This is a genomic window from Calidifontimicrobium sp. SYSU G02091, from assembly GCF_022631395.1.
Classification (GTDB): Bacteria; Pseudomonadota; Gammaproteobacteria; order Burkholderiales; family Burkholderiaceae_C; genus Calidifontimicrobium; species Calidifontimicrobium sediminis.
Genome location: NZ_JALBGB010000004.1, coordinates 107,069 through 120,409, shown reverse-complemented (window position 1 = coordinate 120,409; position 13,341 = coordinate 107,069). Strand labels below are relative to the sequence as shown.

Below are 13,341 nucleotides of genomic sequence, written 5' to 3'. Positions count from 1 at the left end.
GCAGACCATGGCCATCGGCACCGTCAAATGGTTCAACGACGCGAAGGGTTTCGGCTTCATCGAGCCCGAAGGGGGAGGCGCGGACGTGTTCGCCCATTTCTCGGCGATCCAGATGGAAGGGTTTCGCACCTTGAAGCAGGGCAGCCGCGTGAGCTACGACCGCGTCCAGGGCCCCAAGGGCGATCTGGCGCAAAACATCCGGCCGCTCGATGCCGCCGACGCGACGCGACCGAAGGGCGCGACGTCGGGCGCGACGGTCGGCTCCTGACGATCCCGATCACCGGTCCGAAAGCACGCGGGCCCGCCGACTGGCGGGCCCGCATCGCTTCTGGCATCGACACCTCGCGTCACGGCGCGGCAGCACCGCGCGACGGCGTCCTCACATGTGGTCGATCATCACCTGGCCGAAGCCCGAGCAGCTGACCTGCGTGGCGCCTTCCATCAGGCGCGCGAAGTCGTAGGTCACCTTCTTGCTCTGGATGGCCTTTTCCATCGAGCTGATGATGAGGTCGGCCGCCTCGGTCCAGCCCATGTGGCGCAGCATCATCTCGGCCGAGAGGATCTCGGAGCCGGGGTTGACGTAGTCCTTGCCCGCGTACTTCGGCGCCGTGCCGTGGGTGGCCTCGAACATCGCCACCGAGTCACTCAGGTTGGCCCCCGGCGCGATGCCGATGCCGCCGACCTGCGCCGCCAGCGCGTCGGAGATGTAGTCGCCGTTGAGGTTGAGCGTCGCGATGACGCTGTACTCGGCCGGGCGCAGCAGGATCTGCTGCAGGAAGGCGTCGGCGATCGAATCCTTGATGACGATGTCCTTGCCCGTCTTCGGGTTCTTGAACTTGCACCACGGGCCGCCGTCGATCGGCTGCGCGCCGAACTCGCGCTGCGCCAGCGCATAGCCCCAGTCGCGGAAGCCGCCCTCGGTGAACTTCATGATGTTGCCCTTGTGCACGAGCGTCACGCTGGGCTTGTCGTTGTCGATCGCGTACTGGATCGCCTTGCGCACCAGGCGCTCGGTGCCCTCGATCGACACGGGCTTGATGCCGATGCCCGAGGTCTCGGGGAAGCGGATCTTCGTGACCCCCATCTCCTCGATCAGGAACTTGATGAGCTTCTTCGCCTTCTCGCTCTTGGCCTCGTATTCGATGCCGGCGTAGATATCCTCCGAGTTCTCGCGGAAGATCACCATGTCGGTCTTCTCGGGCTCCTTCAGCGGGCTGGGCACGCCCTTGAAGTAGCGCACCGGGCGCAGGCACACGTACAGGTCGAGTTCCTGCCGCAGCGCGACGTTGAGCGAGCGGATGCCGCCGCCCACCGGCGTCGTCAGCGGCCCCTTGATCGAGACGACGTAGTCGCGCACCGCGTGCAGCGTCTCCTCGGGCAACCAGACATCGGGGCCGTAGACGCGCGTCGACTTCTCGCCGGCGTAGACCTCCATCCAGTGGATCTTTCGCTTGCCGCCGTAGCTCTTCTCGACCGCCGCGTCGACCACCTTGAGCATCACCGGCGTGATGTCGACACCGGTGCCGTCGCCCTCGATGTACGGAATGATCGGGTGGTCGGGCACGTTGAGCGAGAAGTCGGCGTTGACGGTGATCTTCTGCCCGCTCGCGGGCACCTTGATGTGCTGGTACATGAAAGCGCTCTCCGTGGTGTCGTTGGCTGCGCGTGCGCCGCGCCCGAGCGCGGCATTCTATGTCCCGCGCTGTCGGCGCCCTGACAGCCGGGCGCGCGCCCCGCGCTCAGCCCAGGCAATAGGCGAGCACGCGCGCGCCGACGTCGTGGAACAGCGCCCAGCCCGACGCCGCGGCGAGGCCGAGCCCCGCCAGCCGCACGGCGCCGCCGCTGGCCAGCCAGCCCGCGCCCGGGGCACCGAGCCGCCACCACAGCGTCGGGCCGACCCACAGGCCGACGGTGGTGCCGACAGCGAACGCCGCCATGATCGCGGCTCCGCCGACCGCGGTGTTGCCCAGCGCGGCCATCACCAGCGCCGAGTGCAGCAGTCCGCAAGGCCACGCCAGCCACAGCGAACCGGCGGCGGCGGCCTTGGCCACCCCCACGTGGCTTCGACCGCTGGCGCCCGCACCGGCGACCGCGGCACCACGCACGCCGCTGAGCGGGCCGACGACTGGCTGCGTCGCGGCCGGCACCGCGGCTGCCGCCAACCCGCGGGCCGTGCCGCGGCCGATGTTCTCGACGAAGGCGGGCTGCCGGCCGGTCCACAGCAGCCACACGCCGAGTCCCAGCGCGGCGGCGTGGACGAGCGTCCACAGCGGCCGCAGCGCCGGCGACCACGCGGCGAGCGTGGCCAGCGCGCCGACACTGCCGGCCGCGATGGCGCCGCCGGCGGCGTAGCCCAGCAGCCGCCCGAGATGCAGCGCCAGCAGCGCGCGCTGCGGCCGTGCACCACCACAGCGCCCGGCGATCCCGGTGCAGGCCGCGCCGCACATCGCCACGCAGTGCGGCGAGCCGGCCAGGCCCATCAGCAGCGCACTGAGCGCGAGCGCCGTGTCCACGCGAAGTCAGATGATGCGCGAGAAGCGCTCGCGCGTGCGGTCGGCCTGCAGGTAGCGGTCGAACACCATCGCGATGCCACGCACGAAGTACCAGCCCAGCGGCGTCACGTCGATGCCGCGCCCCTCCAGCCGCACCAGGCCCATCTCGGCCAGCGGCCGCAGCTGCTCGAGCTCCGGTGCGAAGTACTCCTCCATGCGGATCAGATGCGCGAGATCGATCGACTCGAAGTCGACACGCCCCTGGCACATCAGCGCCATGATAACGGCACGGCGCACGAGGTCGTCGCGGCTGAGCGCCAGGCCGCGCTCGGTCGCGAACTGCCGCTGGCGCATCGCGTCGTAGTACTGGTCCAGCGTCTTGACGTTCTGGCTGTAGGTCGCGCCGATGCGGCCGATCGCCGACACGCCCAGGCCGATCAGGTCGCAGTCCGGCTGCGTGCTGTAACCTTGGAAGTTGCGGTGCAGCCGCCCCTGCCGCTTGGCCACCGCGAGCGAGTCGCCCGGCAGCGCGAAGTGGTCCATCCCGATGTAGGTGTAGCCGTGGCCGAGGAAGCCGCGGATCGCGGTGCCGAGCATCGCGACGCGATCGGCCGCCGACGGCAGGTCGTGCGCGTCGATGCGCCGCTGCGGCTTGAAGCGCTGCGGCAGGTGCGCATAGGCGTACAGCGCGATGCGGTCCGGGCGCAGCTCGCCGACCTGCGCGACGGTGCGCGCCAGCGACGCCGGCGTTTGCTTCGGCAGGCCGTAGATCAGGTCGACGTTGGTCGACTCGAAGCCCAGCGCGCGGGCGCTGGCCATCAGGTCGCGCACCATCTCGAACGACTGCACGCGGTGCACCGCCTTCTGCACCTCGGGGTCGAAGTCCTGCACGCCGAAGCTGATGCGGTTGAACCCCAGCCCGGCCAGGTGCCGCAGCCGCTCGTCGGTCACGGTGCGCGGATCGACCTCGATCGACACCTCGGCACCCGGCACGATGCGAAACGCCCGCCGCAGCGAGTCCATCAGCGCCGCGATCTCGGCGTCGCTGAGGAAGGTCGGCGAGCCGCCGCCGAAGTGCAGCTGCGACACCGACTGCCGCGCGCCGAGTGCCTGCACGTGCAGGTCGATCTCGACATCGAGCGCGGCGAGGTACTCCGCGGCGCGCTCGTGGTGGCGCGTGATGACCTTGTTGCACGCGCAGTAGTAGCACACCGACTCGCAGAACGGGATGTGCAGGTACACCGACAGCGGCGGCGTGCCGCCGACGGTGGCCCCCAGCGCACGCTGCTGCAGCGCCTGCGCGTACGCGGCCGAGCCAAAGGCCTCGACGAAGCGGTCGGCAGTCGGGTACGAGGTGTAGCGCGGCCCGGGCTTGTCCAGACGCGCAAGCATCGCCTGCGTCAGCACCGGCGGCGCGACGTTCTCCTCGACCTTTGGGGCATCCATCGTGGCTGCCACTGTGCCTGACTCCGGTGCCTGCGGCTTTGACCATCGTCAAGTCCAACGCGCCCGGGGTCTCGGCCGAAATCGGGGCGATTGAGACATATCATGTGCCCAGGAAGTTCACGGCGGCGGCGCCCCTGCGGCCGTCGCCGGTGCCTCGCAGTCTTTGTCGACGACCGATCCATGACCACCCTGCCGCCGATCCGCCCCGAAGCGTTCAAGGTCGCCTGTTCGAGCTGCAACCTGCGCGAGCTGTGCCTGCCCGTCGGGTTGAACCGCGACGACCTCGAGCACCTCGACTCCCTCGTCGCGACGCGGCGCAGCGTCGCGCGCGGCGACACGCTGTTCCGCAGCGGCGACCCGTTCCAGTCGCTGTACGCCGTGCGCACCGGCTTCTTCAAGACCTGCGTGACGGCCGAGGACGGCCGCGACCAGGTCACCGGCTTCCAGATGGCCGGCGAGCTGCTCGGGCTCGACGGCATCAGCACCGACCGCCACAGCGTCGATGCCGTGGCGCTCGAGGACTCGCAGGTCTGCGTGATCCCGTACCACGAGCTGGAGACGCTGTCGCGCGAGTTCACGAACCTGCAGCACCAGTTCCACCGCATCATGAGCCGCGAGATCGTGCGCGATCACGGTGTGATGCTGCTGCTGGGCAGCATGCGCGCCGAGGAACGGCTCGCGGCCTTCCTGCTCAATCTCACGCAGCGGCTGCAGGCGCGCGGCTTCTCCGGCTCGTCGATGATCCTGCGCATGACGCGCGAGGAGATCGGCAGCTACCTCGGGCTCAAGCTCGAGACGGTCAGCCGCACGTTCTCGAAGTTCCAGGAAGAAGGCCTGCTCGAAGTCAAGCAGCGGCAGATCCGCATCCTCGACGCAGCCGGCCTGCAGAAGATCGTCAACGGCGCGTCGTGCTGAGCGTGGCGGCGGCCTCCTGCCCGGCGCGCTGAACCGCGATCAGCTCAGGCCACGCGCATTGATCTCCTGCGCCGAGCAGGTCAGCAGCTGGCTGATGAATCCGGCCGCGGCGATCACGGCCCAGAAGATGAAGAACGTCACCGTGTAGACGGCCAGCGCGGGCCACTCGATCGGCGCGCCGCCGAACCAGTGCAGGCTCAGCGGATCGACGACGGCGAAGACCAGCGTCTCCAGCACCCCGGCCATCAGGAACGCCGGCCACAGCACCGTCAGCAGGCGCTGCGCGCGGGCCGGCGCCTCGGCGGGCCGAGGGGTCTGCGGCGGCGTCACCGCATCCACGGGTCAGTCTCCTGCCGCGGCCGTGGCGGCGTGGTTGCGCGCCTGGATCGCCGGCGTCATCGCGTCGGGCACCACCACCGACGTGCGGCCAGACCGCGCCGACGTGTCGAGGACCGGGTCGGCGCCGCGCACCGCGATGACGGCGGTGGCGATGCCGGCGACGACGACCGCCAGCGGCCCGCCGATCACGAGCCAGACCATGCCGACGCGCCACCACGGTGTCGGGGACTTCGCGCTCGAAGAAGGGTTCATCTCGATGGGCTCCTGGCGGGATTCGGGCGGTGCCACGGGTGTCAGCGCGGCACGATGAAGGTCGATTTTTCCACCACGCGCGCGGCGGCGTCGCCGTCCTGCGCGAGGCGCTCGATGCTGAACTCGAGCGGGTGTGCACCCGGGCCCAGTGCCTGCGCGGTTTGCGGCGGCACGCGCACGCCAGCCGGCACCCAGCGCGCCTGTGCCGGGCCGATGCGCACCTCCTCGCCGACGTCGACGATGGCGCCGTCGAGGCCGCGCACGGTCACGACGTAGCGCTGCTCGCGTTCGGTCGCATTCATGATCTGCAGGCGGTAGACGTTTTCGATGTAGCCGTTGTCGACCAGTCGCGCGAGCGACGCGCGGTCGCGCACGACGTCGACCTTGAACGGGCTGCGCATCAGGATGCTGGTGAGCAAGGCGCCCGCGACGACGACCAGCACCGCCGTGTAGACGAGCACGCGCGGACGGAACACGCGCCGCAGCATCTGCGCGCGCGTCCAGTGGTACGTCATGCCGTTTTGCGTGGCATAGCGGATCAGCCCGCGCGGGTAGTGCATCTTGTCCATCACGCTGTTGCACACGTCGATGCACGCGGTGCAGGCGATGCACTCGTACTGCAGACCGTTGCGGATGTCGATGCCCGTCGGACACACCTGCACGCACAGCCCGCAGTCGATGCAGTGACCGAGGTTGGCGGCCTTCAGGTCGGTCTTGCGCCCGCGCGTGCCGCGCGGCTCGCCGCGCTCGGCGTCGTAGCTGATGATCAGCGTGTCCTTGTCGAACATCGCGCTCTGGAAGCGCGCGTACGGGCACATGTACTTGCACACCTGCTCGCGCATGTACCCTGCGTTGCCGTAGGTCGCGAAGCCGTAGAACAGGACCCAGAACGTCTCCCACGGACCGAGCCCGAACGAGGCGATCGACGGCACGAGTTCGCGGATCGGCGTGAAGTAGCCGACGAACGTGATCCCGGTCCACAGGCCGATCGCGATCCACGCCACCTGCTTGGCGGCGAAGCGCCAGACGCGGTCGAAGGTCCACGGACCCGCGTCGCGCTTCATGCGCTGCGCGCGGTCGCCCTCGATCTTGCGTTCGACCCACATGAAGATCTCGGTGTAGACCGTCTGCGGGCACGCGAAGCCGCACCACAGCCGCCCGGCGATTGCTGTGAACAGGAACAGCGAGTACGCCGAGATGACGAGCAGCGCCGTCAGGTAGATGAAGTCCTGCGGATACAGGACGAGGCCGAAGATGTAGAAACGCCGCGCGCCGAGATCGAACAGCACCGCCTGGCGCGCGTTCCACTCGAGCCACGGCAGCCCGTAGAAGACGATCTGCGTCAGCCACACCAGCGCCCAGCGCCAGCCGGCGAACCAGCCGCTGACGGCGCGCGCGTAGATGCGCTTTTGCTTCTGGTACAGCGACACCAGCTCGGCGGCGGCGTCCTTGCCGTCGCCGGGCGGGGTCGCGTTGCCGGCCGGCCCGGTGGCGGGCGGCGTGGCCGGCAAGGGAGTCGTACTGCTGCTCACGAGAAGAATTCCCCGCCGGCCGCAGCCGGCGCGCGAGACGTCAGGGCTGCTTGGCCACCTGGGTCGGTTGCGACAGGCGCCACACGTACGCCGCCAGGACGTGGATCTGCTCGGGCGTCAGCAGGCGCGCCTGCGCCGGCATCGCGTTGTTGAAGCCGTTGTTGATCGCGCGCACGATGGCCTGCTCGCCCCAGCCGTGCAGCCAGACGTTGTTGGTCAGGTCAGGCGCACCCATCGCCTGGTTGCCCTTGCCATCGGCGCCGTGGCAGGCCGCGCAGGCGGCGAACTTCGGCTGGCCGAGCTGCGCGTAGACGGCGTTGTGCGTGCTGCCCGACAGGCTCAGCACGTAGTGCGCGACGTTGCGCACGTCGTCGGCAGTGCCGACCGCCGCGGCCATCGGCGGCATCACGCCGTTGCGGCCGTTGGTGATCGTTTCCTTGATCTGCTCGTGCGAGCCGCCCCACATCCACTCGCCGTCGGTCAGATTCGGGAAGCCGAGGCTGCCGCGCGCGTCGGAGCCGTGGCACTGCGCGCAGTTGTTCAGGAACAGCCGCTGGCCGATCTCCATCGCCTGGCTGTCCTTGGCCAGATCCTCGGCCGACAGGTTCGCGAACCGGGCGTACACCGGCGCCATCGACGCCTCGAGCTTCGCGCGCTCCTTCTGGTACTGGTCGACCGACGACCACTTCGCCGCGCCCTGGAAACTGCCCAAGCCCGGGTACAGCGCGAGGTAGACCGCGCCGAAGACGACCGTGATCACGAACAGCCCCATCCACCAGCGCGGCAGCGGGTTGTTCATCTCGCGCAGGTCCTCGTCCCACACGTGGCCCGTCGTGTTGTCGCTGGCCATCACGCGGCGTTTGGCCGCTGCCAACAGCAACACCAGGCAGGCGATGAGGCTGACGATCGTCACCGCCGCGACGAAGATCGACCAGCCGCTGTTGAAGAAATCACTCACGGCGACCTCCAGCATTCATGGGTTCTTCGGCCCGGGCCTTCCCACCCGGGGCAACCGCGCCGCTGCCGACGGGGTCGCTGTCGAGAAAGGGCAATTGCGCAGCGGCATCGTGTGCCGGACGGCGCTTGGCACTCCACGTCCACGCGACGAGCGCAAGGAAGAGCACCAGGCCGGCCACCGTCACGAGGCTGCGCCAGTCGTTGATGTCCATTCGAGCCTCCCGCCGAGCGTCACTTGACGTGCGTGCCGAGCACCTGCAGGTACGCGATCACGGCATCCATCTCGGTCTTGCCCTTGACCTCGTCGGCCGCCTTGGCGATCTCGTCGTCGCTGTACGGCACGCCCAGGCGGCGCAGCGCCGTCATGCGCGCGGCCATCGACGACCCGTCGACGGTGGCCTTGGCCAGCCACGGGTACGCCGGCATGTTCGACTCGGGCACGAGGTCGCGCGGGTTCGTCAGGTGCACGCGGTGCCACTCGTCGCTGTAGCGACCGCCGACGCGCGCCAGGTCGGGCCCGGTGCGCTTGCTGCCCCACTGGAACGGGTGGTCGTAGACGAACTCGCCGGCCAGCGAGTAGTGGCCGTAGCGCAGCGTCTCGGCGCGGAACGGTCGCACCATCTGCGAGTGGCAGTTGTAGCAGCCCTCGCGGATGTAGACGTCGCGTCCGGCGAGCTGCAGCGCGGTGTAGGGCTTGAGTCCCTCGACCGGCTGCGTCGTCGACTTCTGGAAGAACAGCGGGACGATCTCGACGATGCCGCCGATCGCGACCGTGATCAGGATCAGCACGATCATCAAAAAGTTGCTGGTCTCGATCTTCTCGTGACCGCTGGGTGCCGCATGTTGTGCCATGTTGTTGTCCTCCTCGTGCGACCGCTCAGGCGTGGGCCGGCAGCGGCACCGGGGCCACCGCGGGCTTGCTGCTGCGCACGGTCATGAAGACGTTCCACGCCATGATCAGCATGCCGGTCAGGTACAGCAGGCCGCCGCCGAGGCGGATCACGTAGAACGGATACGTCGCCTTGACGCTCTCGACGAAGCTGTAGACCAGCGTGCCGTCGGGGTTCACCGCACGCCACATCAGGCCCTGCATCACGCCGGCGATCCACATCGCGGCGATGTAGAGCACGATGCCGATCGTGGCGATCCAGAAGTGCAGCTCGATCGCCTTCGGGCTGTACATGCTCTTCTTGCCGTACATGCGCGGGATCAGGTGGTACATCGCGCCGATCGAGATCAGGCCCACCCAGCCGAGCGCGCCGCTGTGCACGTGGCCCACCGTCCAGTCGGTGTAGTGGCTCAGCGCGTTGACCGTCTTGATCGACATCATCGGCCCTTCGAAGGTCGACATGCCGTAGAACGACAGCGAGACGATCAGGAACTTCAGGATCGGGTCGTCACGCAGCTTGTGCCACGCACCCGACAGCGTCATGATGCCGTTGATCATGCCGCCCCAGCTCGGGGCCAGCAGCACGAGCGAGAACACCATGCCCAGCGACTGCGCCCAGTCGGGCAGCGCGGTGTAGTGCAGGTGGTGCGGACCCGCCCACATGTAGGTGAAGATCAGCGCCCAGAAGTGCACGATCGACAGGCGGTAGCTGTAGACCGGGCGCTCGGCCTGCTTCGGGATGTAGTAGTACATCATCCCGAGGAAGCCGGCGGTCAGGAAGAAGCCCACCGCGTTGTGGCCGTACCACCACTGGATCATCGCGTCCTGCACGCCGGCGTAGGCGGAGTAGCTCTTCAGCGCGCCCCACGGCATCGAGATGTTGTTGACGATGTGCAGCAGCGCCACCGCGATGATGAAGGCACCGAAGAACCAGTTCGCCACGTAGATGTGGCGCACCTTGCGCATGCCGATCGTGCCGAAGAACACGATCGCGTACGCGACCCACACGACGGCGATCGCGATGTCGATCGGCCACTCGAGCTCGGCGTACTCCTTGGCCTGCGTAAAGCCCAGCGGCAGCGTGATCGCCGCGGCGACGATGATCGCCTGCCAGCCCCAGAACGTGAACTTGGCCAGCGCCGGCAGGAACAGCGGCGTCTGGCAGGTGCGCTGCACGACGTGGTAGCTGGTGGCGAACAGCGCGCAGCCGCCGAAGGCGAAAATCACCGCGTTGGTGTGCAGCGGCCGCAGCCGCCCGTAGCTCAGCCACGGGATGCCGAGGTTGAGTTCCGGCCACGCGAGCTGGGCAGCGATGATCACCCCCACCAGCATGCCCACCACGCCCCACACCACGGTCATGAGCGCGAACGCGCGCACGACCCAGTCGTCGTATACGGCTCCCGACGAGGACTTGGCCCCGCTCATGGCCGCGGTTGCAGCAATCGCCATCCGAACTCTCCTTCCTACGCGATGACCTGTTTCAGGTTGTGCGGGATTTTTCAGGCGAGTCGGCCGACGGGGATTGATCGTCGTCAACCGTGTATGACTCGCCGCGCAAAATGCGCTGTCCTTCGTCCTCGAGGTCGTCGAACTGCCCGTTGTGCAGCGCCCAGCCGAACACGGCGATGATGGCCAGCACCAGCACGGCCGACAGCGGGATCAGCAGGTACAGGATGTCCACGCGGGATGCTCGGCCGTCAGGGGTGCGTCAGTCGCGCGCCAGACGCAACGAGTTGCCGACGACGAGCAGCGAGCTCAGCGCCATGCCCAGCCCCGCCGCCCAAGGCGGCAGCCAGCCGGCCAGCGCGAGCGGGATGCTCAGCGCGTTGTAGGCCGCGGCCCATACGATGTTCTGGCGCACGACGCGCAGCGTACGCTGCGCCAGGCGCCGCGCATGCGCGATGCTCGCGAGCCGGTTACCGACGACGATCGCATCGGCCGTCGCGCGCGCGACGAGCGCGCCCTGCCCCATCGCGAACGCGACGTCGGCCTGCGCCAGCACCGGCGCATCGTTGACGCCGTCGCCGACCATCGCGACGCGCACGCCGTCGGCCTGCGCGGCGCGAACCGCCGCGAGCTTGTCCTCGGGTGTGGCCGCCGCCTGCACCGGCAGCGGCGCGCCGGCGGCTTGCAGTCGGGCGGCCAGGCGCTCGACGCGCGGCGCCGCGTCGCCCGACAGCAGTTGCACCTCCACGCCCTGCGTGCGCAGGTCGCGCAGCGTCTCGACGGCGTCGGCACGCAGCCGCTCGTCGAACGCGAAACCGATCCACGCCTGACCGTCGGGACCGAAAGCCAGCCGCAGCTCGTCGCCGAACGCCGCGTCGCCTTGCGCAGCGCCGACCCAGTCGGGCCGGCCGAGCCTCCAGGTGCGCCCGTGCGCATCGACACCCGACAGCCCGAGGCCCGGCACCTCGCGCACCTCGTGCCACGCGCCGGCCTCGGCCGCCGGCGTGGCCGCCGCGAGCGCACGCGACAGCGGGTGCGCCGAGCGCGACGCGAGCGCCGCCGCCCGGCGCTGCAGCGCGTCGAGCGCTGCCGGCGAGGCCTGCGTTGACGGCAGCGCAGGCAGCGGCCGCACCGCGGCGAGTTCGAGCCGGTCTTCGGTCAGCGTGCCCGTCTTGTCGAAGAACAGGCGGCGCACCTGCGCCAGCGGCTCGAGCGCGTCGAGGCGCGCGATCAGCACGCCGCGGCGCGCGAGCGCGCCGGCGGCGGCGGTCATCGCCGACGGCGCGGCCAGCGACAGCGCGCACGGACACGTGACGATCAGCACCGACACGGCGACCCACACCGCGCGCTCGGGGTCGATCACGCTCCACGCCGCCGCCGCGCCGCCGGCCAGCAGCAGCACGATCCAAAGGAACGGCGTCGCCCACCGATCGGCGATGCGTGCGAGCGCGGGGCGCTGCGTCAGCGCCTGCTGCATCAGCGCGACGATCGCCTGGTAGCGCGTGTCGGCGCCGACGCGCTCGACGCGCAGCCGCACCGGCGCACCGACGTTGACGCTGCCGGCCACTACCGTGTCGCCCGCGGCCTTCGCGACCGGTTCCGACTCGCCGGTCAGCAGCGCCTCGTCGGCCGCGGTGGGCCCCTCGAGCAGCACGCCGTCGGCCGGGAACGGTTCGCCCAGCGGCACCTGCACGCGGTCGCCGGGGCGCAGCGCGTCGACGTCGACGCGTTCGACCCCACCGGCGTCGGTGCAGCGCCACGCGGTGCGCGGCATCGCCGCGAGCGCTGCCTCCAGCGTCGCCGCGGCGCGGTGGCGCGCGCGCATCTCGAGCCAGCGCCCGGCGAGCAGGAACGCGACGAACATCGTCAGCGAGTCGAAGTAGACCTCGTGGCCGAACGCGCCGCCCGGCGCGAACGTCGCGCCGGTGCTGGCGACGAAGGTCACCGCGACGCCGAGCGCGACCGGCACGTCCATGCCGATGCGCCGCGTGCGCAGGCTGCGCCACGCGCCGGCGAAGAACGGCGCCGCCGACCACCACACGACGGGGATGCTCAGCACCCAGGCGCCCCAGTTCAGCAGCTGGCGCAGGTCGTCGGGCAACTCGCCGGGCGCGGCGATGTAGCTCGGCCACGCGAGCATCATCACCTGCATCATGCAGAACCACGCGACGAACAGCCGCCACAGCGCCTGTCGCGCCTCGGCGCGGCGCATCGCGTGCGCCGGCGCGGCGGCGTCGGGCGCGGCGTCGTAGCCGGCGCGGCGCACTGCCGCCACCAGGTCGGCCACGCTCGCGCGCCGCGGGTCCCAGCGCACCGTCGCGCGCTCGGCCGCGGCGCTGACGCGCGCTTCGCCGACGCCGTCGACCTGCTGCAGCGCCGCCTCGATCGTGCCGGCGCACGCCGCGCAGTACATGCCCGCGATGCGCAGCGTCGCCTGCCCCGGCAGGTCGCCCGCCGGCGGCGCCGCGCCGGAAGACACGGCGTCGGCGGTCATCGCGGCGGCAAAGGAGGTCATCGGGTGGGCGTCGGGTCCGGGTGCGGAGACCGGACGGTCGATAATCTAGCGAGCGCGCCCCCGACCGGCATGATCTACATCAAGGCCAGCACAACCTCCCCCGGCGCAGCGGCGTGGTTCGCCGGCGTCGCGCTCGTCCTCGCACTCGTCGCGGGCGGCGTTGCGCACGCGCAGGAGCCGCAGCGCCTGCCGACGGTGACGCTGCGCGCCGGCATGCACAACATCGTCGCGATGGTCGCGCGCACGCCCGAGCAGCGCGCGGTGGGCCTGATGCACCGGCGCGAGATGGCCACGCACGAGGGCATGCTGTTCGTGTTCGAGCAGCCGGCCGTGCAGTGCTTCTGGATGAAGAACACGCTGCTGCCGCTGTCGATCGCCTTCATCGCCGACGACGGCACCATCGTCAGCCTGGCCGACATGCAGCCGCAGTCGCTCGACTCGCACTGCTCGTCCAAGCCGGTGCGCTACGCGCTCGAGATGAACCAGGGCTGGTTCGCGCGGCGCGCCGTGCGCCCGGGCTTCCGCCTCGCGGGCGGGCCTTTCGGCAACTGACGCCGA

At 70.0% G+C, this 13,341-nt stretch carries 15 protein-coding genes; 3 read left to right on the top strand and 12 right to left on the bottom strand.

Features of this window, described 5'->3' with window-relative positions; all coding sequences use genetic code 11:
* Positions 1–7: 7 nt before the first annotated feature.
* A complete protein-coding gene (locus tag MOJ79_RS04410; protein ID WP_119353448.1) occupies positions 8–268 on the top strand; it encodes a cold-shock protein in 261 nt (86 codons plus the stop codon).
* A 111-nt stretch (positions 269–379) separates the two neighbouring features.
* On the opposite strand, the gene icd is transcribed toward MOJ79_RS04410, so the two are convergent.
* The 3 genes from icd to hemN form a co-directional block, all read right to left on the bottom strand.
* Positions 380–1,633, bottom strand: coding sequence for an NADP-dependent isocitrate dehydrogenase (icd, locus tag MOJ79_RS04405; RefSeq protein WP_119353449.1), 1,254 nt, complete (start codon positions 1,631–1,633; stop codon positions 380–382).
* A gap of 106 nt (positions 1,634–1,739) precedes the next feature.
* Entirely contained in the window at positions 1,740–2,513 is a 774-nt protein-coding gene (locus MOJ79_RS04400) for an urease accessory protein UreH domain-containing protein (RefSeq protein ID WP_241923028.1), read from the bottom strand.
* Between the two features lie 6 nt (positions 2,514–2,519).
* On the bottom strand, positions 2,520–3,938 hold the full coding sequence (gene hemN / locus MOJ79_RS04395; RefSeq protein WP_241923027.1) for an oxygen-independent coproporphyrinogen III oxidase: 1,419 nt from the start codon (positions 3,936–3,938) through the stop codon (positions 2,520–2,522).
* 180 nt (positions 3,939–4,118) lie between these two features.
* Between hemN and fnr the strand changes: the two genes are divergently transcribed.
* Entirely contained in the window at positions 4,119–4,853 is a 735-nt protein-coding gene (gene fnr / locus MOJ79_RS04390; protein ID WP_241923026.1) for a fumarate/nitrate reduction transcriptional regulator Fnr, read from the top strand.
* Between the two features lie 39 nt (positions 4,854–4,892).
* On the opposite strand, the gene MOJ79_RS04385 is transcribed toward fnr, so the two are convergent.
* The 9 genes from MOJ79_RS04385 to MOJ79_RS04345 are packed head-to-tail and all read right to left on the bottom strand — an operon-like array spanning position 4,893 to position 12,783.
* Complete coding sequence (locus MOJ79_RS04385; protein WP_241923025.1) at positions 4,893–5,192, bottom strand: hypothetical protein; 300 nt, start codon at positions 5,190–5,192, stop codon at positions 4,893–4,895.
* Between the two features lie 3 nt (positions 5,193–5,195).
* The gene (locus MOJ79_RS04380; RefSeq protein ID WP_241923024.1) at positions 5,196–5,444 is read right to left on the bottom strand and encodes a hypothetical protein; all 249 of its coding nucleotides are present in this window, start codon (positions 5,442–5,444) and stop codon (positions 5,196–5,198) included.
* A gap of 41 nt (positions 5,445–5,485) precedes the next feature.
* A complete protein-coding gene (gene ccoG, locus MOJ79_RS04375) occupies positions 5,486–6,976 on the bottom strand; it encodes a cytochrome c oxidase accessory protein CcoG (protein ID WP_442863096.1) in 1,491 nt (496 codons plus the stop codon).
* 40 nt (positions 6,977–7,016) lie between these two features.
* Positions 7,017–7,934 carry a cytochrome-c oxidase, cbb3-type subunit III gene (gene ccoP / locus MOJ79_RS04370; RefSeq protein WP_241923023.1) on the bottom strand — a complete coding sequence of 306 codons (918 nt, stop codon included), beginning with the start codon at positions 7,932–7,934 and terminating at the stop codon, positions 7,017–7,019.
* On the bottom strand, positions 7,927–8,145 hold the full coding sequence (locus MOJ79_RS04365) for a cbb3-type cytochrome oxidase subunit 3 (RefSeq protein WP_241923022.1): 219 nt from the start codon (positions 8,143–8,145) through the stop codon (positions 7,927–7,929). The genes ccoP and MOJ79_RS04365 overlap by 8 nt, the downstream gene beginning before the upstream one ends.
* 19 nt (positions 8,146–8,164) lie before the next feature.
* Entirely contained in the window at positions 8,165–8,785 is a 621-nt protein-coding gene (ccoO, locus tag MOJ79_RS04360; RefSeq protein WP_241923021.1) for a cytochrome-c oxidase, cbb3-type subunit II, read from the bottom strand.
* A gap of 25 nt (positions 8,786–8,810) precedes the next feature.
* Positions 8,811–10,271, bottom strand: coding sequence for a cytochrome-c oxidase, cbb3-type subunit I (gene ccoN, locus MOJ79_RS04355; protein WP_442863095.1), 1,461 nt, complete (start codon positions 10,269–10,271; stop codon positions 8,811–8,813).
* 31 nt (positions 10,272–10,302) lie between these two features.
* On the bottom strand, positions 10,303–10,503 hold the full coding sequence (gene ccoS, locus MOJ79_RS04350; RefSeq protein ID WP_119287615.1) for a cbb3-type cytochrome oxidase assembly protein CcoS: 201 nt from the start codon (positions 10,501–10,503) through the stop codon (positions 10,303–10,305).
* A gap of 27 nt (positions 10,504–10,530) precedes the next feature.
* Entirely contained in the window at positions 10,531–12,783 is a 2,253-nt protein-coding gene (locus MOJ79_RS04345; protein ID WP_241923020.1) for a heavy metal translocating P-type ATPase, read from the bottom strand.
* Positions 12,784–12,852: 69 nt separating this feature from the next.
* Between MOJ79_RS04345 and MOJ79_RS04340 the strand changes: the two genes are divergently transcribed.
* Positions 12,853–13,335: a DUF192 domain-containing protein gene (locus MOJ79_RS04340; RefSeq protein WP_241923019.1), complete on the top strand. Its 483-nt coding sequence runs from the start codon at positions 12,853–12,855 to the stop codon at positions 13,333–13,335.
* Positions 13,336–13,341 lie beyond the last annotated feature (6 nt).